Genomic DNA, 20931 nt, shown 5'->3' on the forward strand with positions numbered 1-20931 from the left:
GATTCGCGCATGGCGCTGTTTACCCGTCGGCACGCACTCGGTCTCGGCATCGGTGCATTGAGTGCTGCAGGATTGCGTGCTGCGCCGGCGGCAGCCGACAACGGAACCGAGATGCACGGCATGTCGGTGTTCGGCGACCTGAAATATCCGGCGGATTTTCAGCAGTTCGACTACATCAATCCGAAGGCGCCGAAGGGTGGTGCCTTCTCGGTGATTCCGTGGGTGCGCGGTTACAACCAGTCCTACTACACCTTCAACTCGTTGAACGCCTATGTCCTGAAGGGCGAAGGTGCGCAGGGCATGGACATGACGTTCGCGACGCTGATGTCGCGCGCCAATGACGAGCCCGATGCGATGTACGGCTATGCCGCGAAGTCGGTGCAGATCTCGCCGGACAAGCTGACCTATCGCTTCACCATGCGTCCCGAGGCGCGCTTCCATGACGGCACCAAGCTGACCGCGCAGGACGCCGCCTTCTCGCTCAACACGCTGAAGGAAAAAGGTCACCCGCTGATCCAGGTGCAGCTGCGCGACTTCGTCAAGGCCGAGGCGCCCGATGACGCGACCGTCGTCGTGACCTTCGCGGCGGGCCGCGCCCGCGACGTGCCGCTCTATGTCGCGGGCCTGCCGATCTTCTCCAAGGCCTATTACGCGACGCGATCGTTCGAGGAATCGACGCTCGATACGCCGCTCGGCTCGGGGCCGTACAAGGTCGGCCGGTTCGAGGTCAACCGCTACGTCGAATTCGACCGCGTCAAGGATTGGTGGGGTGCCGACCTTCCGGTCAATCGCGGCAGCTACAATTTCGACACCGTGCGCTATGAATTCTACCGCGACCGCGATGTGGCGTTCGAGGGCTTCACCTCGAAGAGCTATTTGTTCCGCGAGGAGTTCACCGCGCGCGTCTGGGCGACACGCTACGATTTCCCCGCGGTGAAGGATGGCCGCGTCAAGCGCGAGACGCTGCCGGACGACACGCCGTCCGGCGCGCAAGGCTGGTTCATCAACACGCGCCGCGACAAGTTCAAGGATCCACGCGTGCGTGAGGCGCTGATCTACGCCTTCGACTTCGAGTGGACCAACAAGACCATCATGTACGATGCCTATGCGCGCACCGTCTCGCCGTTCCAGAATTCGGACATGGTAGCCGAGGGTCCGCCGCCGCCGGAGGAACTCGCGCTGCTCGAGCCGTTCCGCGGCCAGGTGCCCGACGAGGTGTTCGGCCTGCCGTTCGTGCCGCCGATGTCCGACGGCTCCGGCCAGGATCGCGCGCTGCTGCGCAAGGCGGTGCAACTGCTCAACGAGGCCGGCTGCGTGATCAAGGACGGCAAGCGCGTGCTGCCGAACGGCGAGCCTCTGACCATCGAGTTCCTCAACGATGAGCCCTCGCTGCAGCCGCACCACGGGCCCTACATCAAGAATCTCGGCACGCTCGGCATCGAGGCTACATTCCGCCTCGTCGACGCCGTGCAGCGCCGCGCGCGGGTGGAAGATTTTGACTTCGACATGACCATGGAGCGCTTCAACTTTTCGGCGACGCCTGGCGACAGCATGCGGCCGTTCTTCTCCTCGCAGGCGGCGAAGACCAAGGGCTCCTACAATCTGGCGGGCATCTCCAACCCTGCAATCGATGCCCTGATCGAGAAGATCATCGGCGCCAATAATCGCCAGGAGCTGACGATTGCCTGCCGTGCGTTCGACCGCGTGTTTCGCGCCGGCCGTTACTGGGTGCCGCAATGGTACCGCAACACGCATCCGGTCGCCTATTGGGACCAGTTCGGTCATACCGAGAAGCTGGCGAAATATACCCAGGGCGTCGGGGCGCCAGAGAACTGGTGGTATGATGCGGCCAAGGCCGCAAAGCTCGAACAGGCGAAGAAATAGCCGATGAGCGCCTATATCGCCCGACGTATCTTCCTGATGCTGCCGACGCTGCTCGGCATCCTGTTCGTCTCCTTCGTGGTCGTGCAATTCGCGCCGGGCGGGCCGGTCGAGCGCGTCATCGCGCAGATCAACGGCGCCGACACCGGCGGCACTTCGCGCGTGTCGGGTGGCGGCGGCGATTTCGGCGCGCAGCGCGGCCAGGGCGCGGGCGCAGCCGGTGCCACCAACTCGAAATATCGCGGCGCGCAGGGACTCGATCCGGATTTCATCAAGAAGCTCGAGGTGCAGTTCGGCTTCGACAAGCCGGCGCCGGAGCGGTTCGCGCTGATGGTGTGGAATTTTGCGCGCTTTGATTTTGGTCAAAGTTATTTCCGCAGCGTCAGCGTGCTGCAGCTGATCAAGGAAAAGCTGCCGGTCTCGATGTCTCTCGGCATCTGGATGACGCTGCTCACCTACCTGATCTCGATCCCGCTCGGCATCCGCAAGGCGGTGAAGGATGGGTCGCGGTTCGACACCTGGACCTCGGCCGTGATCATCGTGGGCTTTGCGATACCGGGCTTCCTGTTCGCGATCCTCCTGATCGTGCTGTTCGCCGGCGGCTCGTTCCTCAATATCTTCCCGCTGCGCGGCCTGACCTCGGATGGCTGGGCGCAGTTTCCCTGGTACTGGAAGATCATCGATTATTTCTGGCATCTGACGCTGCCGCTGGTGTCGATGGCGCTCGGCGCCTTCGCCACCATGACCTTGCTCACCAAGAACTCGTTCCTCGACGAGATCCGCAAGCAATATGTGATGACCGCGCGTGCCAAGGGCTGCAGCGAGGGGCAGGTGCTGTACGGCCATATCTTCCGCAACGCCATGCTGATCGTGATCGCGGGCTTCCCGGGCGCGTTCATCCACGCGTTCTTCTCCGGCTCGCTGCTGATCGAGACCATCTTCTCGCTCGACGGGCTCGGCCTGCTCGGCTTCGAAAGCGTGCTGAACCGCGACTATCCGGTGGTGTTCGGAACGCTGTTCATCTTCTCGCTGGTCGGACTGGTGGTCAATCTGCTGTCCGACCTCGCCTATATGTGGATCGATCCCAGGATCGACTTTGAGGCGCGGGAGGTCTGATGACGATGCTCGCGCCCCAGCCGGTCGAAACCACGACGCAATCGCCGCTCGGCGAGGCGGTGCCCGCCACCCGCCACGGCTTTGCGCCGTCGCCGCTGAACAAGCGGCGCTGGCAGAACTTCAAGGCCAACCGTCGCGGCTACTGGTCGTTCTGGATCTTCGTCGTGCTGTTCGTGCTGTCGTTGTTCGCCAATTTCATTGCCAACGACAAGCCGCTCGTCGTCAAATATGACGGCCGTCTCTACTGGCCGGTGGTGTTCACCTACGCAGAAACCACCTTCGGCGGCGACTTCGAGACCGCGGCCGACTATCGCGATCCGTACTTGCAGAAGCAGATCGCCGACAAGGGCGGCAGCATGATCTGGCCGCCGATCCGTTACTCCTACGACAGCCGCAACCTCGACCCGCCGACCGCGGTGCCGTCGAAGCCGACCTGGCTGTTGACCGAAGCGCAGTGCAAGGACGTGGTGAAGCGCAAGGGCCTGACCGGCTGCCGCGACCTCGAATACAACTGGCTCGGCACCGACGACCAGGGCCGCGACGTCGTCGCGCGGCTGATCTACGGCTTCCGCATCTCGGTGCTGTTCGGCCTGACGCTGACCATCCTGTCCTCAATCATCGGCATCGCCGCCGGCGGCGTGCAGGGCTATTTCGGCGGCTGGATCGATCTCGGCTTCCAGCGATTCATCGAAATCTGGACCGCGATCCCCTCGCTCTATCTGCTGCTGATCATCTCGGCGGTGCTGCCGCCGGGCTTTTTCATCCTGCTCGGCATTCTGCTGTTGTTCTCATGGGTCTCGCTGGTCGGTCTGGTGCGCGCCGAGTTCCTGCGCGGCCGCAATTTCGAGTACATCCAGGCGGCGCGCGCGCTCGGCGTCTCCAACCGTGTGATCATGTTCCGCCATCTGCTGCCGAACGCGATGGTCGCGACCATGACGTTCTTGCCGTTCATCGTCTCGTCCTCGGTGATGACGCTGACGGCGCTGGATTTCCTCGGCTTCGGCCTGCCGCCCGGCTCGCCCTCGCTCGGTGAATTGCTGTCGCAGGGCAAGGCCAATGTGCAGGCGCCGTGGCTCGGACTCACCGGTTTCTTCTCGGTCGCGATCATGCTGTCGCTGCTGATCTTCATCGGCGAAGCCGCGCGCGACGCCTTCGATCCGCGCAAGACATTCTCGAAGGGCTGACGCATGGACGCGACCAACCAGCCTCTGCTCGACGTCAGCGACCTCTCGGTCGCCTTCGGCCACTCGCTTGCGGTCGATCGCGTCTCCTTCTCGATCAAGCGCGGCGAATGCACGGCGCTGGTCGGCGAGTCCGGCTCGGGAAAATCGGTCAGCGCGCTGTCGGTATTGAGGCTGCTGCCCTATCCGGCGGCGTCACATCCCTCCGGGGCGATCCGTTTCAAGGGCCGCGATCTCCTGGGATCGTCGGAACGCGAGATGCGCGGGATTCGTGGCAACGATATCTCGATCATCTTCCAGGAGCCGATGACCTCGCTCAATCCGCTCCACACCATCGAATCCCAGATCGGCGAGATCCTGTCGTTGCACAGCGGCATTAGCGGTGCGGCGGCGCGGGAGCGGACGCTGGAGCTACTGGGCCAGGTCGGCATCCCCGAGCCGGAGACACGGCTCAAGAGCTATCCGCACCAATTGTCCGGCGGCCAGCGCCAGCGCGTGATGATCGCGATGGCGCTCGCCAACGAGCCCGATCTGTTGATCGCGGACGAACCGACCACCGCGCTCGACGTCACCGTGCAGGCGCAGATCCTGGCCTTGCTGGCGGAGATTCGCGCGCGGCTCGGCATGAGCCTGTTGTTCATCACCCACGACCTCGGCATCGTCCGCCGTATCGCCGACACGGTCTGCGTCATGAACGGCGGCAAGATCGTCGAGCAGGGCCCGGTCGAGCAGGTCTTCACCGCGCCGAAGCACGCCTATACCAAGGCGCTGCTGGCGGCCGAGCCGAAGCCCGACCCGGCGCCGCCGCAGCCCGATGCGCCGGTCGTGATATCGACGGACAATCTCAAGGTCTGGTTTCCGATCAAGCGCGGGCTGTTGCGCTCGACCGTCGGCCACATCAAGGCGGTCGATGGCGTCAGCCTCGCGGTGCGCAAGGGCGAGACGCTCGGCGTGGTCGGCGAATCTGGCTCCGGCAAGACCACGCTTGGGCTGGCGCTGCTCAGGCTGATCTCGTCGGATGGTCCGATCGTGTTCCTCGGCAAGGACATCCAGGGCCTGCGCTTCAAGCAGATGCTGCCGTTCCGCCTCGACATGCAGATCGTGTTCCAGGACCCGTTCGGCTCGCTCAGCCCGCGCATGTCGGTGGCTGACATCATCGCCGAGGGACTTGAAGTGCACCAGAAGCAGCTGTCGCGCGAGGAGCGCGAGGCGCGGGTGATCAAGGCGCTCAAGGATGTCGGCCTGGATCCCGAATGGCGCTTCCGCTATCCGCACGAGTTCTCCGGCGGCCAACGCCAGCGCATCTCGATCGCGCGCGCGGTGGTGCTGGAGCCGAACTTCGTCGTGCTGGACGAGCCGACCAGTGCGCTCGACATGCTGCTCCAGGCCCAGATGGTCGACCTGCTGCGCGACCTGCAGCGCAAGCGTGACCTCACCTACATGTTCATCTCGCACGATCTGCGTGTGGTGGCCTCGCTCGCGAGCCATTTGATCGTGATGAAATCCGGCAAGGTCGAGGAGGAGGGGCCGGCCTCCGAGCTCTTCAAGAATCCAAAAAGCGATTACACCCGCGCGCTGTTCGCCGCCGCGTTCCGCATCGAAGCGGCCGGCGAGGGGACCGTGGCGACGTAGCTCTCTCGTTCCACGTCACCCCGCGCAACGGCTTCGCCGTTGTCGCTGGAGGTGCGAGCCTTGCGGCGCACTTGCGCCGCTGGGCGAGCCTCGAAGGGGGCGTGGCCCGAGTGGGGCCGTCGATCCTTCGAGACGCGCTTCGCGCTCCTCAGGATGACGGGATTGAGTGTGGCATGTGGCGCTGATTAAAGCCGCTTGATCGCCAGGACGCCGCTGCCGGCGGCCCTGATCCGCGCGATGGCGGCCTGCGTGTTCTCCACCGCCGTCGCCATATGATGCGCATTGGCGTGCACGATCGTGGTCGCATCGCGCACGATGGCGACATGGCTCTTCCAGAAGATCAGGTCGCCGCGTTGCAGATGCTTTGATTCCGCCGCGGTCAATTCGCGGCCGAGCCCTTCCTGTTGCATGTCGCTGTCGCGCGGGCAGCCGGTGCCGGCGGCGGTCAGCGCGATCTGCACCAGGCCGGAGCAGTCGATGCCGAGGCTCGATTTGCCGCCCCAGAGATAGGGCGTGCCGACGAATTGCTCGGCGATCGCAACAAAATCCTGCGCCATCGCGTCGAGCGGCGCAACATGCCGGCGCGGCAGGTGCCAGCCTTCGCGGCTCACCGCGAACGGACCGTCCTCGCGGACAATCGCGAGCTTCGTGCCCATCGCCAGTGCCTCGACCGGCGGCAGCTTGATCGACGGCCCCGGAAACGCCAGCGTGCGCGGCACCGCCACCTTGTGCGTCGGCGTCGCGCCGGGCTTGGTCAGCGCGGCCTCGGGGATCCAGCCGACATAGCCGTCATCGGCGAGCTGGCCCCAGGCCCAGCCTTCGCCGTTACGATCGTACACCGTGACGCGCTCGCCCTTGAGCGCCTGCGTCATCTGCTCGGCATCGGCCGCAGGCGCATGACGCAACGGGGCGATGGCGTCGCTGACTTCGAATACCTCGCCGTCGACGAAGCGCGCGGCCTTGACCTTGCCCTCCAGATATTTTGCGGCGACGTCGTCGCGGGCCGGCGTCAGTCTGACATCATGCATAGCGCTGGCTCAACAATTTGTAGATCGCGCGTGCGGCCTGGCACTCGCCGCCTTCGGGGCGGCCGGGTTTTGCGGACGGCGTCCAGCCGTAGATGTCGACATGCAGCCAGCTTCTCGCCTGCTCGACAAAGCGCTGCAGGAACAGCGCGCAGGTGATCGAGCCGGCGAAACCGCCTGACGGTGCGTTGGTGATGTGGGCGGTCTTGGAGTCGAGCCAGGCATCGTAGGCCGGCCACAGCGGCATGCGCCACAGCGGATCGTTCTCGCGTTTCGCATGGGCTGCGACGTCGCCGGCGAGCGTCTCGTCATTGGTGTAGAACGGCGGCAAATCCGGGCCCAGCGCCACGCGCGCCGCACCGGTCAGCGTGCCCAGATCGACCAGCAGATCGGGCTGCTCCTCGTCGGCAAGCGCCAGCGCGTCGGCGAGCACCAGCCGTCCTTCGGCGTCGGTGTTGCCGATCTCGACGGTGATGCCCTTGCGCGACCTGAAGATGTCGAGCGGGCGGAACGCATTGCCGGCAACCGCGTTCTCGACCGCCGGGATCAGCACGCGCAGCCGCACCTTCAGCTTTGCGTCCATTATCATCTGCGCCAGCGCCAGCACGTTGGCGGCGCCGCCCATGTCCTTCTTCATCAACAGCATGCCGCTCGACGGTTTGAGATCGAGCCCGCCGGTGTCGAAGCAGACGCCCTTGCCGACCAGCGTCACCTTCGGATGGGCCGGATCGCCCCAGCTCAGGTCGATCAGCCGCGGCGCGCGGGTCGATGCCATGCCGACGGCGTGGATCAGCGGAAAATTCTGCGCGAGCTCGTCGCCGCTGATGCAAGTGAAGTCGGCGCCGAACCGTGATGCCAGATCGTGCGCCACTTCGGCGAGTTCGGCCGGCCCCATATCGTTGGACGGCGTGTTGATGAGGTCGCGCGCCAGCGCCGCCGCATCCGCCATCCGTGTGATCTCGGCGGCATCGACGCCGTCGGGCGGCACCAGGCGAACCTCCGGCGTCTTGTTGGTGCGATAGCGAGCGAAGCGATAGCAGCCGAGCGCGAAGGCGAGCGCGGCGAGCCTGGTGTCATGCGGCGCATTGGCAAAGCGGTAGACGCCCGGCGGCAGCAGGCCGGGCAGAGCGCCTGGCCGGAACGGATCGGGTGATCTGCCACTGGCATCCTCGAGGCCGAACAGCACCTGCGCGATGCTGCCGTCGGCGGCCGGCAAGGCGAGGGACTTGCCGGGCTTCGCCTCAAACCCATTCGCCTCCGCGAACTGGCGTGCCGCTGCCGGCAGCTCGCTCCGAATCGCATCCCATGTCGACTTGGTGACGAAGGTGATTGGTGTGACGGCGGTAGCGGGTGCGGTCTCGAACACGGATGGCATGCGGCTCTCGGCTGTTCTGGCGTCGTGGGTGGCTACTACACGCCTTTCGCGGTGGATGGTAGCGCACGAGCGGTTCACGCGACGTGCAGGACCGGAACCGGGCCCGCCGGTTGCCAGCACCGCCAGTTAACCAGACGTTAGGGTTAACAGTCTATTGCTGGCACGCTCGGCTGGAACCATTCGCCCGATTTCGTGAGTCACAGTGACATGCGTCGACAGTCCAACCTGACCCGGCATCTCGCTTCCGCAGCCCTCGTGGCGGTCTTCGCCGCTGGCCTTGGCGGCTGCCAGACCATGTCCGATGTGACGGGATCGATTGCGTCCAAGTCGGATCCGGTGCCCGATGATCCGCGCCGTGCCGCCGATGTTTATGGCGAGCGTTATCGCAAGAATCCCAAGGATGTCGACGCCGCGATCGCCTACGGCCAGGCGTTGCGCATGAGCGGACAGCGCTCGCAGGCCTGCGCCATGCTGGAGCAGGCCACGATCGCCAATCCCGGCAACAAGGCTTTGCTCGCTGCCTATGGCCGCGCGCTGGCCGACAACGGCAATTCGCAGGCCGCGTTCGACGTGCTGAGCCGCGCCCACAGTCCGGACAATCCGGACTGGCGGATCCTGTCGGTGCAGGGAACCACCCTCGACAAGATGAACCGGCACGAAGAGGCGCGGCGCTATTACGCGAGCGCGCTGCGACTGGCCCCGGACGAGCCGTCGGTGCTGTCCAATCTCGGCCTGTCCTACATGCTGACCAAGGAATTGCCGAAAGCGGAAGAGACGCTGCGCCAGGCCTATGCCAGCGCCCGCGCCGACACCCGTATCAGGCAGAACCTTGCGCTCGTGGTCGGCCTTCAGGGTCGCTTCGGGGAGGCCGAAACCATCGTCAAGGCCGACCTGCCGGCAGACGAGGCGGCGGCCAACGTCGCCTATCTCCGCGACATGCTGAACCGCAAGGACGGACCGCGGACCGCGTCGCGCGCCGCCCCTGTCGTCGCCAAGGACGACTAGCCAACACGGCAACTTCCATACCTCCCCTTGAAAAGGGGAGGTCGCTTTGCTCGCAGAGCAAAGCGGGTGGGATCTGCTTTCTCCGCATGCAGCGTCGTCTGCGGCAGACCCCCATCCCGGCCTTCGCCCTTTCAGGGGGAAGGGGAAGACAGACCTTCATTCGGGCTGTGTGTTCCCCATACCTCCCCTTGAAAAGGGGAGGTCGCTTTGCTCGCAGAGCAAAGCGGGTGGGGATCTGCTTTCTCCGCATGCAGCGTCGTCTGCGGCAGCCCCCCATCCCGGCCTTCCCCCTTTCAGGGGGAAGGAGAAGGCGGTCGGCGCGGCGGCGCCGCTCAGTGCATCGTAGCGATCTTGATGTAGGACGGCCCGAGGATCACGATGAACAGGCAGGGCAGGAAGAACAGGATCATCGGCACGGTCAGCTTGGGCGGCAGTGAAGCCGCCTTCTTCTCGGCCTCGTTCATGCGCATATCGCGGTTTTCCTGCGCCATCACGCGCAGGCTCTGGCCGAGCGGCGTGCCGTAGCGTTCGGATTGCTGCAGGGCCATGCACACCGACTTCACGCCCTCAAGCCCGGTGCGGCGCGCCAAATTCTCGTAGGCAGTCCTGCGGTCCTGCAGGTAGGACAATTCCGCGGTCGTCAGCGCGAATTCCTCCGACAGCGCGACCGACTGTCCGACGATCTCGTTGGCGACTTTGCGGAAGGCGACCTCGACCGACATGCCCGACTCGATGCAGATCAGCAGCAGGTCGAGCGAATCAGGGAAGGCACGCTTGATCTGGAGCTGGCGCTTGGAGATCGCGTTCTTCAGGAACAGCATCGGCGCCTGGAGGCCGGCATAGGCCGCGCCGACGCAAATGCCGATCTTGAGCGTGAGCGACCAGGTCGCGCCGGCGATGAAGAACGTATAGATGATCGCGGCGAGCAGCATCACGACCGGCGTCGCCGCGCGTGCTGCCAGGAAATAGACGTAAGGGGCGTGGCCGCGATAGCCGGCCATCACGAGCTTGTCGAGCGCCGCCTCCTGGGCCAGCCATTTGGTGAGGTTGAGGTCATCCACCATCCTGGAGACGGCCTGCTTCGGCGTCTGGCGCAGCGTCACCTTCTCCGACTTGGAGAGCCGATCGCGTTCGCGCTGCCGCAGACGTTCGCGCTCGCTGGCGACCGCCTTCATGCGCTTGTCGAGGTCGCCGCCGGCGAGCAGCGGCATCACCAGCGTGTAGACCGTCGCGCTTGCCGCGAAGAAGGCAAGCAGCATGGTCATGAACCTGACGTCGTGGAGCTTGGCGATAAGGAAATCAATCATGCTGCACCGTCAGAAATCGAAGTTGATCATCTTCTTCATCACCAGCACGCCCATCGACATCCAGACGGCGCAGGCGACCAGCATCAGCTGGCCCATCGAGTTGGTCCACAGCAGCGCGATGTAGTCCGGCGTCGTGAGGAACACGAGGATCATCACGATCGGCGGCAGCGAGCCGATGATGGCGGCGGAGGCTTTCGCTTCCATCGACATCGCCTGGATCTTCTCGGCCATCTTCTTGCGGTCGCGCAGCACCTTGGACAGATTGCCGAGCGCTTCCGACAGATTGCCGCCGGACTTCTGCTGGATCGCGATCACGATGCCGAAGAAGTTCGCTTCCGGCAGCGGCATGCGTTCATAGAGCCGGGAACAGGCCTCGCCGAGCGGCATGCCGATCGCCTGGGTCTCGATGATCGCGAGGAATTCGCTGCGCAGCGGCTCCGATGCGTCGTTGACGACCGCCTTGAGCGATTCGAACAGCGGCAGACCGGCCTTGATGCCGCGCACGATGACGTCGACGGCGTCGGGCAGCGCTCGCAGGAAGGCCTTCTCCCGCCGCTTCTTCAGCCAGCCGAGCAGCCAGCGCGGTACGCCGAGACCCATGGCAAACCCGATGCCGGCCGCGCCGAGCATGCCTCCGCCGGCCAGAAATGCCGCGCCGAATCCGAACAGGCCGAGGGCGCCGGAGATGATCCAGAATTTCTGCTCGGACCACTCCAGTCCGGCCTGCGAGATGCGCATGCCGAGCGGGACTTTCCTGTCCTTCTGCCGCCGCGCCTCGAGCTCCTTCAACGATCCCTCGACCTGCTCGCGGCGCGAGCGTTGCGTGCGGTCGACAGCTCGTGTCGTCGTAGGCTCGCTGCGCGCCACCGATGCGCGGCGGGACTCGGCCTTCTTCTCCCCGGAGAGGTAGGGATACAGGAAGACCCAGGCGATGCCGCCCACGGTCGTGGCGGCGAGGAAGGCCAGGGCAAGGGTTTGCGTCTGCATCCTGCGTTCCCCTAGACCGGCGCCGGCGCGTCGGAGGCGTCGAGCGCCGCCGCAAGCCGCTTCTCTTCATTGTAGTAGCGCGCACGCTCCCAGAAGCGCGGCCGGCCGATGCCGGTGGAGCGGTGCTTGCCGATGATCTTGCCGTTGGCGTCTTCCCCGACCACGTCGTAGAGGAAGACATCCTGGGTGATGATGGTGTCGCCTTCCATGCCCATCACCTCGGTGATGTGCGTGATGCGACGCGAACCGTCGCGCAGGCGCGCCGCCTGCACGATGATGTCGACCGAGGCGCAGATCATCTCGCGGATGGTCCGCGACGGAAGCGAGAAGCCGCCCATCGTGATCATGGATTCGCAGCGCGACAGTGCTTCGCGCGGATTGTTGGCGTGCAGCGTGCCCATCGAGCCGTCGTGGCCGGTGTTCATCGCCTGCAACAGGTCGAACGCCTCGGGTCCGCGGACTTCGCCGACGATGATCCGCTCCGGGCGCATACGCAGGCAGTTGCGCACCAGTTCGCGCATCGTCACCTGGCCCTCGCCCTCGATGTTCGGCGGCCGGGTTTCCAGCCGCACCACATGCGGCTGCTGCAGCTGGAGTTCGGCGGCGTCTTCGCAGGTGATGATGCGTTCGTCGTGCTCGATATAGTTGGTCAGGCAGTTCAGCAGCGTGGTCTTGCCGGAGCCGGTACCGCCGGAGATGATCACGTTGCAGCGGACCCGGCCGATGATCTGCAGGATGCTGGCGCCTTCCGGCGTGATAGCGCCGAACTTGACGAGCTGGTCCAGCGTCAGCTTGTCCTTCTTGAATTTGCGGATGGTGAGTGCGGGGCCGTCGATCGCCAGCGGCGGCACGATGGCATTGACGCGCGAGCCGTCGGCGAGGCGGGCGTCGCAGATCGGCGAGGATTCGTCGACGCGCCGGCCGACCTGGCTGACGATGCGCTGGCAGATGTTGAGCAGCTGCTGGTTGTCGCGAAAGCGGATGCCGGTGCGCTGAATCTTGCCGGCGACTTCGATGAACACGGTGCCGGCGCCGTTGACCATGATGTCGGCGATGTCGTCGCGCGACAGCAAGGGCTCCAGCGGTCCGTAGCCGAGCACGTCGTTGCAGATGTCGTCGAGCAGCTCTTCCTGCTCGGCGATCGACATCACGATGTTCTTGATCGCGATGATCTCGTTGACGATGTCGCGGATTTCCTCGCGCGCCGACTCGCTGTCCAGCTTGGCGAGCTGGGCAAGGTCGATCGCCTCGATCAGGGCGCCGAAGATCGTCGCCTTGACCTGATAATAGTTGTCCGAGCGGCGGGCTTCGACGGTTGGGGCCGGCGGCGGCTTGGCCGGAGCCAGCGGCGGCGACGAGATCGTGGGCGCGACGGACTCGCGCGCCATCGGTGGCGCGCCGGCGGGCTCCGGCGCCTGAAAGGCGGGCTTGGGTGCCCGCACGTCCCCATCGTTTCCGCTACGCTTACCAAACACGACGTCTTGACTCCACGCGGGCCACTATTTGGACCGCAGCTTTTCGAGCAGGGGCGACAGGAAGGACCCCCTCGGCTTCTTGGTCTCGCCGCGGCCTGTCAGCCGCTGCGCCATCTGCAGGAACATCTCGACCGCGCGGTGATTGGCGGAAATTTCCGCGATCATCTGGCCGTTGTTGGCGGCCGAACCGAAGATCTGCGGATCGAACGGGATGGCGGCGATCGGCTGGCTCTCGATCGCCTTGGCGAATTCGCCCGCGGCGATCTCCGGCCGTTTCGGCACGCCGACCTGGTTGAGGCAGTACAGCGGCGCGCGGTCGTTGGGCCGGGATGCCTTCAGGAGGTCGAACATGTTCTTGGCGTTGCGCAGATTGGCGAGATCGGGCGCCGCCACGATCAGGATGTCGTCGGCCGCGATCAATGCGCGCTTGGTCCAGCCGGACCATTGGTGCGGCACGTCGAGCACGATGCAGGGCATCGTGGTGCGCAGCGTATCGAAGATCGCATCGAACGCTTCGGCGCCGAAATCGTAGACCTTGTCGAGCGTGGCCGGCGCCGCGAGCAGGCTCAGATGGTCGGTGCATTTCGACAGCAGGCGGTCGACGAAGGCGGTATCGACGCGGTCCGGCGAGAACACGGCGTCCGCGATGCCTTGCGCCGGGTCCTGGTTGTAGTTGAGGCCGGCGGTGCCGAACGCGAGGTCGAGGTCGGCGACCACGGAATCCAGCGCCAGATCGCGGGCGATCGCCCAAGCGACGTTGTGGGCGATCGTCGAGGCGCCGACGCCGCCCTTGGCGCCGACGACGGCGACGATGCGGCCGACCGCCTTGGCTTCCGGCGCCGAGAACAGGTTGCAGACCGCGCGCACCACATCGATTGCATGGGCAGGCGCGATCACATAGTCGCTGACGCCGCGGCGCACCAGTTCGCGATACAGCGTGACGTCGTTGACGCGGCCGATCACGACCACGCGGGTGCCGGCGTCGCACACCGTGGCGAGCTGGTCGAGGCCGGTCAGGATGTCGCCGCGGCCCTCGGTCTCGAGGATGATGACGTTCGGCGTTGGCGCCGAGCGATACGCCTCGACGGCGGCGGCCATGCCGCCCATCTGGATCTTGAGGTGGGCCTTGGCCAGCCGGCGATCCTCGCCTGCCGACTGTACGGCGGCGGCGGTCTCGACCGTTTCGCAGAACGCTTGAACCGAAACCCGTGGCGCCGGAGCAATATGGTCGTCCACGGCCTGCGACGTGGCGTCCGTCTGCTCTTCGGAGTTTTGCTGCGCGTAGGTGATCATTTTCCTGTATCGCTTAGCTTGGCCCTGTCGGACTCGGGATACGTCGTGGCGGTGGTGGTGCCCTTGCGATACTTGTCAAAGGCGATATTGCGACGCGACGTGTAGGCAGGGGTCTCCGCGCGCGGCTGCACGAGGTCAGACGGGTTTTCGACCATGGCGGCGAGGTTGCGCTGATTGGCGCAGCCGAAATTGTAGTACTGCTGGTTCTCGATGTAGGCCCTGTTGTGGATCGACGGGCCGAGGTCGTCCGGCCAGAGGCCGCACGGCCCCGCGGTGGCCTTCATCTTTGGATAGTTCACCCGGATCGCCGGCATCATCCGCGGATCGTCGGGGTGATATTTGCGAACCAGCATCCCGCGCGGCGGCACGCCGGCGGCGGCGAAGGTGGCCTGGATCTCGCGCAGGGATTCCTGGGCGGGCCGGGCGTTCGGCGTGTCGACCGGCACGTCGATCGTCACGGCGCCGGTTCCCTCGCGCATCCAGTCGCCTGCCATCTCTATCACCGAGGCGCGCTGATCAGCGGTCAGGCCGCCGCGGCTGCGGCCGACGAACACCACGATCGAGCGATCGGCCTCGGTCACCGAGATCGGATGACGCTGGCGATAGTCGGCGGGGGCGTCCAACGCGAAACTGTTGTCGGCGGCGTGCTGGCAGGCGCCGAGCGTCACGGCAAGGCCGACGATGGCCGCTGCGATAGCGATCGGGCGCTTGGTACCGGCGGGTGTCCTGGATGTGGTCTGTGTCATCGTCCGCCTCAGTCCGTGATAAAGCCGTAGGTGCCGCGGTAATTCCGCGCCGGCTCGGTGCGGCCCGGCACGCCGTAGACGCGATTGATGCTGCCCAGCAGGTCGGCCTGCGGATCCGACGCATTGGCGAAACCGTCATCCGGACGCGACAGGTCCTTCTGCGCCACCGCGCGAACGATATAGGGCGTCACCAGCACCATCATTTCGGTCTGGTTGTTGACGAAGTCGCGGCTGCGGAACAGCGTGCCGAGCACCGGCAGCGTCGACAGCCCGGGAAGGCCGTTGATCGCCTGCTTGGTCTGGTCCTGGATCAGGCCGGCCATCGCCATCGAGCCGCCCGAGGGAATTTCCAGCGTGGTCTCTGCGCGGCGGGTCTTGATCGAAGGGATCGTCGTTCCGTTCGCACCGCCGGTCAGCGAGTTCTCGGTCGAGACTTCCGACACTTCTGTCATCACGCGCAGGCTGATCCGGCCTTCGGTCAGCACCACCGGCGTGAAGTTGAGCGAAATGCCGAATTTCTTGAAGCTGACGGTCTGAACGCACTGTCCGATCGCGCCGCTCGTCGTGGTTTGACAGGTCACGCCGGTCGGAATCGGAAATTCGCCGCCGGAGATGAAGGTCGCTGATTCGCCTGAGATCGCGGTCAGGTTCGGCTCGGCGAGCGTGCGGACGACGCCGGCGCTTTCCATGGCGCGGATCGTCGCGGAGACCGAGGGCGCCGACCCGAACGAGGTGGTGATGGCGTTGTTGGGCACCAGCGCTGCGTTGTTTGCCGTAAACGGGTTGGCGTTGGCAAATTTCACCACCGCCGTGCCGTAATTGAGATTTGCGGTGAGGTCGATGCCGAGCTGCTTGATCAGGCTGCGCGAGACTTCGGCAACCGTGACTTTCAACATCACTTGGTCACGGCCGCGAACCGTGATGGAATTCACGACCTTGTCGGTGCTGCCGACCAGCCGGGCGGCCATCTCGCCGGCCTGCTGCGCCTCGACCGGGCTCGCCGCACTGCCGGTCAGCACGACGCCCTCGCCGACGCCCTCGATCTGGATGTCGGAATTCGGCATTGCCTGACGCAGCGCCGCACGGACACCGTTGAGGTCGCGCTTGACCGCGATGTCATAGGCCGCGATCTGCTGGCCGGCCGCATCGAAGAACACGATGTTGGTCTGGCCGACCGTCGCGCCGATGATGTAGGCGCGTTGCGCCGAGCGGAGCACGGCGTTGGCGATCTTCGGATCGGCGACCAGGACATCCTTGATGTCCCTGGGCAGATCGATCACCACCGATTTGCCGACGCCGAGCGCAAGGAAACGGGCGTTCATCTGACCATCGGCCGCGGCAGGGGCGGCGGCGCGGTAGTCGCTCGCCACTACCGGTGTCAGCGCCGGGTTGAGCGTGAGCGCTGCGACCGCCGAGAACGACAATGCGCGGACCATGTAGGCCCGCATCGTCCGTTGAGTTGCCCCGCCCTTCATCACGTCTGTCCTCATGGTCACTTTTGCATCGTTGCCTGGTTGGCAACGCCAAAGCGGATGACGTTGATCGTCTCACCGCGCTTTTGGGGGTTGTCGTCGGTCCTGACGTCGGTCGCGTTGACGTCGGCGATGCTGCGCAGCGCCAACGACAGGGTGCCGCTCTGGCGCGCGCGCGCCAGCGTCTCGGTCTGTTCGGGCTTCAGCTCCAGCGTCACCGTCTTGCCGATCAGCGCGTTGGTGCCGTCCTTCTCCTTCGGTGCCTGATCGATCGCGAGCACCCGAATATTGGTCAGGATGACCTCGGAATTGACGATGTCGGCGCCGCTGCGGTCGGGATTCTTGTCCCGCTTCGACAGCAGGACGTCGACCCGGTCATTCGGCAGGATGAAGCCGCCGGCGCCGGTCTCCGGCGAGATCTCGGTCGATACTGCCCGCATGCCGGTCGGCAGGATCGCAGCCATGAAGCCGCTTCCGTCCGCCTTGACGAGCTTCTGCTCGCGAATCGGCTCGCCCTGGATGAAGGGGGCACGCGCGATCGAGCCGGTGACATCCTTGATGGCATCGGCGTTGCTGTCCCTGCGCATGAAGGTGGCGCTCGCGGTCGCCGCCGGCCAGGTCTGCCACTGCAGATCCTCGGGCTTCACCGCCTGGCCGAGGCCGATGTCGGCTTTCGCGACCAGGATGTCGACGGTAGGCAGCTGCGCGACCGGGGGAGGCGCCGCCGGCTTGTCGTCGCCTCCGCTTGCCAAATAGAGCGCCGCAAGGCCGGCGCAGCCTGCAATTGCCAGGACCAGAATGCGGGCCTTATCCATTACGCTTCACTTTCCACATGACGCCGCGACGCTGCCGCCGCCGTGATGGGAGTTGACCAGCTATTCGTCAAAGCATGGTTAATGAGGCGTATCTAAATCGCCTTAACGAGCGGTTACCGCTGCTTTCTCAGCGCATCGCGAAGTGCGCGAGATCGATCGTCTTGATCCAGTCCGTCTCGGGATAGATCAGCAGGGCGCCGAGGGCGAGTGCGATGCCGTAGGGAATTCCGGTCTGCTTGTCGTGCAGCCGGCTGAGCCAGGCCTGGGACGCGAGCGGGTAGGGCAGGGGCCATTGCCGGAGCTGCAACAGCAGCACGGTCAGCGCACCGCCGAACAGCGATGCAAACACCAGATAAGGCAGCAGATGCTCGAACCCGAACCACAGGCTGGCCGCGGCAGCCACCTTGGCGTCACCGCCGCCGACCCAGCCCATCGCGAACATGCCGAACGCCACCACCAGCACCAGCGCGCCTGCGCCGGCATGGGTAAGAATGTCGTGGACGCCCATCCCGGTCAGCGGCGCCAGCACGAAGAAGCCGGCCGCGAGTGCCAGCGAGATCCGGTTCGGGATCGTCATGGTCAGGAGATCGCTCGCCGCCGCGAAGGCCATCAGAGCCGGAAACAGCATCAAGCGTGCGATGTCGAGGATCATGGATTCATGCCGTCAAGCTGGAGCTGCGGTCGAGACTCGACGCTAGCGGCCATTGGTGAACAATCGGGAAAGGACCGGCGGCCGCTTCGAAGGCGGCCGCCAATTGGAGCCCGACAAATAGCAAAGGTCCCGGGGTTGCCGGGACCTTTGATGCGAACTCGTCGGAACCGGCTTACTTCAGCGAGCCCGAGATCGAGTTGAAGGTACCCGAGAGTTTCGTGCCGACGCCGTTGACCGCAGCGATGATCGCGATGGCGATGCCGGTCGCAATCAGGCCGTATTCGATGGCGGTCGCGCCCGACTCATCCTTCACGAAGCGCGAAACGAGGTTCTTCATAAAATTCACTCCTGTGTACACGTGGCTGGTCGAACTAGGTTTGGTCTGGCCGGCGTTCTCAGCACCGTGACCATGGCGGCACCCTACGGTTCGACGATTTCGGTGCAGTTAATTTGATCGCATAAACTCCGGGGGAACCCGCTGTTGTTGCGCAAAGTAAATTTGGCATTAAGCGGCTCGCCAAAATTGCAGATTGTTGCCGAGGTCGGCCGCGGCCGGGGTCTATTCACGGCTCCTTAAGCGCACATCTATACCCATGAGGCTTCCGTAGAATGAGGCTGTCATGTCCACCCTTCCGCTTGAAGTCATCGAGATGCTCGGCCAGACGATGATGAGAGTGGTGCCGATCACGATCGCCCTCGCATTGTTCTTCACCGTGCTGACCCACTTCTGGGCCTGCAATCCCGGCAAGCCGTGGTGGCAGAAGCGTGAGCTGGTCACGGACGTCTGCTACTGGTTCTTCGTGCCGGTGTTCGCCCGCGTGCTGCGCATCGGACTCCTGGTGGTCGGCGCGGCCGCGGTCTTCAACGTGCATGGCGCCGACGATCTCATCGCGTTCTATGAGAACGGGCACGGTCCGCTGTCGCAGCTTCCGCTCTGGCTGCAGTCGATCGTCTTCCTGGTCGCCTCGGACTTCATGCTGTATTGGCTGCACCGGATGTTTCACGGCGGCGGCTTCTGGAAGTACCACGCCATTCATCACTCCTCCGAAGACCTCGAATGGATTTCGGCGGCGCGCTTCCATCCCGTCAATCTCCTGATCGGCACGATCACGGTCGACGTGATCCTGCTAATGGCCGGCATCTCACCGAACATCATGCTGTGGGTCGGCCCGTTCACCACATTCCATTCGGCCTTCGTCCACGCCAATTTGAACTGGACACTCGGCCCGTTCAAATATGTGATCGCGACGCCGGTGTTTCATCGCTGGCATCACACCGCGCTCGAGGAAGGCGGCGACACCAATTTCGCGGGCACGTTTCCGCTCTGGGACATCCTGTTCGGAACGTTCCGCATGCCCGAAGGCAAGCTTCCGGAGGATTACGGCGTCGACGCCGAGCAGGGCGTGCCGGCCGAGATTGGCGGACAGCTGGCCTATCCGTTCCGGCATTGACGTCATTGTCCGGCCCGTGCCCGCATGAGTGCTGAGACCGCAACCATCCCGCAGGCAAGGGCCTCCGTGTTCGCCGAGGTCCCGGCCTGGTTCTGGATGGCGTGCGGCGTCTACGCGCTGCTGCTGATCGTCGGCGACAGGCTGCTCGCCGATTCCGACACCTACTGGCAGATCGCGGTCGGTCGCTGGATCCTCGACCATCGCGCGCTGCCGTCGGTCGATATCTATTCGTTCACCAAGGCAGGTCAGCCATGGATGTCGTCGTCCTGGCTGGCGCAGGTCCTGTTCGCGAAGGCCTATGATCTCGCCGGGTGGACCGGGCCCGCGGCGCTGGCCACGGCATGTGGTGCCGCCACCTTCGCGCTGCTTACCGCCATTCTCAGCCGCGCGCTGCCGGCGATCTATGCGAGCCTGGTCGCACTGGCGGCGCTGGTGCTGACATGCGGGCATCTGCTGGCCCGCCCGCATGTGCTGGTGCTGCCGATCATGATGGTCTGGGCGAACGGCCTGATGGTCGCAAGCGAACGTCGCGAGGCTCCGTCGTTCTGGCTGCTGCCGCTGATCGCCCTCTGGGCCAATTTGCATGGCGGTTTCCTGTTCGGGATGGTGCTGCTCGGCGCCTTTGCGCTCGATGCGATGTGGAATGCCGCGCCCGCGCAAAGATTGCCGCTGGCGCTGCGCTGGACGGCATTCGGTATCGGCGCGCTGGCCGCATGCTGCGCGACCCCCTACGGATGGGGTTCGATCCTTGCCTCGTCGAAGATTCTCAGCCTCGGCGAATTGCTGCACCTGATTGCGGAGTGGATGCCGGCGAACTTCAGCCACATCGATGCGTTCGAGCTATCCATTCTCGGCCTGATCGGCGGGGCGCTCTATTGTGGAGTGAGGCTGCCGCTGCCGCGGATCGCCCTGGTGCTGGGCCTGCTGCACATGGCGCTGTCCCATGTCAGGAATCTCGAGCTGTTCGCCCTGCTGCTGCCGCTGGCCGCGTTGACGCCGGTGGCGACCCAGTTCGGTCTGCGTGCCGCGAGCACTGTCCGGCTCAAGGCTGCGCCGGCTGCGATATTCATCGCCGCGCTGTGCGCCTCGACCTGGTTCGTTGCGGCACGGGGGAACATCGCGCCGCCGCCGATCCATTCGCCCGCTGCTGCCGTTGACGCGCTGAAGGCGCACAATGCCCGGCGCGTACTCAACGATCTGCAGTTCGGCGGATATCTGATCTGGCGTCAGGTGCCGGTGTTCGTCGACGGGCGTGCCGAGCTTTACGGCGAGACGTTCGAGATGGCCTATTACCGCGCGCTCCAGCTCAAGGACGTCGACGGCTTCTTCGATCTGCTCAAGACCTACGACATCGATGCGGTGATGCTCGACCCGGCGACGCCCGCCTCCAGATTTCTCGATCACATCGATGGATGGCGGCGCCTCTACGCCGACGATCGCGTGGTGATCCATGTGCGTACGGGCGGCGAGGCGGCGGCCGCGCGCCCTGCGGGATAGGCGCGAGATTCCGAGGCCGCT

18 protein-coding genes are annotated in these 20931 nt (G+C 65.0%); 7 read left to right on the forward strand and 11 right to left on the reverse strand.

Annotated elements, in window-relative coordinates; genetic code table 11:
* Positions 1-9: 9 nt before the first annotated feature.
* From HAP48_RS19710 to HAP48_RS19725, 4 genes are read left to right on the forward strand one after another with little or no spacing between them, the layout of a single operon-like run.
* Positions 10-1884: an extracellular solute-binding protein gene (locus HAP48_RS19710; protein ID WP_166211091.1), complete on the forward strand. Its 1875-nt coding sequence runs from the start codon at positions 10-12 to the stop codon at positions 1882-1884.
* Between the two features lie 3 nt (positions 1885-1887).
* Positions 1888-2997 carry a microcin C ABC transporter permease YejB gene (locus HAP48_RS19715; RefSeq protein ID WP_166211088.1) on the forward strand — a complete coding sequence of 370 codons (1110 nt, stop codon included), beginning with the start codon at positions 1888-1890 and terminating at the stop codon, positions 2995-2997.
* Positions 2997-4181, forward strand: a complete 1185-nt coding sequence (locus HAP48_RS19720; protein ID WP_166211085.1) for an ABC transporter permease — start codon at positions 2997-2999, stop codon at positions 4179-4181. Before HAP48_RS19715 ends, HAP48_RS19720 begins: the two co-directional genes overlap by 1 nt.
* Positions 4182-4184: 3 nt before the next feature.
* Positions 4185-5810, forward strand: a complete 1626-nt coding sequence (locus HAP48_RS19725) for an ABC transporter ATP-binding protein (protein ID WP_166211082.1) — start codon at positions 4185-4187, stop codon at positions 5808-5810.
* A 185-nt stretch (positions 5811-5995) separates the two neighbouring features.
* On the opposite strand, the gene HAP48_RS19730 is transcribed toward HAP48_RS19725, so the two are convergent.
* A complete protein-coding gene (locus tag HAP48_RS19730; protein ID WP_166211079.1) occupies positions 5996-6838 on the reverse strand; it encodes an NlpC/P60 family protein in 843 nt (280 codons plus the stop codon).
* Positions 6831-8210: a leucyl aminopeptidase family protein gene (locus HAP48_RS19735; protein WP_166211076.1), complete on the reverse strand. Its 1380-nt coding sequence runs from the start codon at positions 8208-8210 to the stop codon at positions 6831-6833. Before HAP48_RS19735 ends, HAP48_RS19730 begins: the two co-directional genes overlap by 8 nt.
* 207 nt (positions 8211-8417) lie before the next feature.
* On the opposite strand from HAP48_RS19735, the gene HAP48_RS19740 reads away from it, so the two are divergent.
* Positions 8418-9215, forward strand: coding sequence for a tetratricopeptide repeat protein (locus HAP48_RS19740; protein ID WP_166211071.1), 798 nt, complete (start codon positions 8418-8420; stop codon positions 9213-9215).
* A 332-nt stretch (positions 9216-9547) separates the two neighbouring features.
* Here HAP48_RS19740 and HAP48_RS19745 read toward each other — a convergent pair whose 3' ends face one another.
* The 9 genes from HAP48_RS19745 to HAP48_RS19785 form a co-directional block, all read right to left on the reverse strand.
* Positions 9548-10522 (reverse strand): type II secretion system F family protein, encoded by a 975-nt coding sequence (locus tag HAP48_RS19745; protein ID WP_029077762.1) that lies wholly within the window; start codon positions 10520-10522, stop codon positions 9548-9550.
* A 9-nt stretch (positions 10523-10531) separates the two neighbouring features.
* Positions 10532-11509: a type II secretion system F family protein gene (locus HAP48_RS19750; protein WP_166211068.1), complete on the reverse strand. Its 978-nt coding sequence runs from the start codon at positions 11507-11509 to the stop codon at positions 10532-10534.
* An 11-nt stretch (positions 11510-11520) separates the two neighbouring features.
* Positions 11521-12984 carry a TadA family conjugal transfer-associated ATPase gene (locus tag HAP48_RS19755; protein WP_166211065.1) on the reverse strand — a complete coding sequence of 488 codons (1464 nt, stop codon included), beginning with the start codon at positions 12982-12984 and terminating at the stop codon, positions 11521-11523.
* 24 nt (positions 12985-13008) lie between these two features.
* Entirely contained in the window at positions 13009-14277 is a 1269-nt protein-coding gene (locus HAP48_RS19760; protein WP_166211062.1) for a CpaE/TadZ family protein, read from the reverse strand.
* The gene (locus tag HAP48_RS19765) at positions 14274-15023 is read right to left on the reverse strand and encodes a CpaD family pilus assembly protein (RefSeq protein ID WP_166211059.1); all 750 of its coding nucleotides are present in this window, start codon (positions 15021-15023) and stop codon (positions 14274-14276) included. Before HAP48_RS19765 ends, HAP48_RS19760 begins: the two co-directional genes overlap by 4 nt.
* A gap of 8 nt (positions 15024-15031) precedes the next feature.
* Positions 15032-16513: a type II and III secretion system protein family protein gene (locus HAP48_RS19770; RefSeq protein WP_175612413.1), complete on the reverse strand. Its 1482-nt coding sequence runs from the start codon at positions 16511-16513 to the stop codon at positions 15032-15034.
* 2 nt (positions 16514-16515) lie between these two features.
* The gene (gene cpaB / locus HAP48_RS19775; RefSeq protein WP_166211056.1) at positions 16516-17310 is read right to left on the reverse strand and encodes a Flp pilus assembly protein CpaB; all 795 of its coding nucleotides are present in this window, start codon (positions 17308-17310) and stop codon (positions 16516-16518) included.
* A gap of 127 nt (positions 17311-17437) precedes the next feature.
* Positions 17438-17962, reverse strand: coding sequence for an A24 family peptidase (locus HAP48_RS19780; protein ID WP_029077755.1), 525 nt, complete (start codon positions 17960-17962; stop codon positions 17438-17440).
* A gap of 172 nt (positions 17963-18134) precedes the next feature.
* The gene (locus HAP48_RS19785; protein ID WP_016842642.1) at positions 18135-18299 is read right to left on the reverse strand and encodes a Flp family type IVb pilin; all 165 of its coding nucleotides are present in this window, start codon (positions 18297-18299) and stop codon (positions 18135-18137) included.
* A gap of 283 nt (positions 18300-18582) precedes the next feature.
* Between HAP48_RS19785 and HAP48_RS19790 the strand changes: the two genes are divergently transcribed.
* Together HAP48_RS19790 and HAP48_RS19795 are read left to right on the forward strand one after the other, a co-directional pair.
* Positions 18583-19413 (forward strand): sterol desaturase family protein, encoded by an 831-nt coding sequence (locus HAP48_RS19790; protein ID WP_166211053.1) that lies wholly within the window; start codon positions 18583-18585, stop codon positions 19411-19413.
* Positions 19414-19437: 24 nt separating this feature from the next.
* Entirely contained in the window at positions 19438-20910 is a 1473-nt protein-coding gene (locus tag HAP48_RS19795; protein ID WP_166211050.1) for a hypothetical protein, read from the forward strand.
* The last annotated feature ends 21 nt before the right edge of the window (positions 20911-20931 follow it).

The organism is Bradyrhizobium septentrionale (genome assembly GCF_011516645.4).
Classification (GTDB): Bacteria; Pseudomonadota; Alphaproteobacteria; order Rhizobiales; family Xanthobacteraceae; genus Bradyrhizobium; species Bradyrhizobium septentrionale.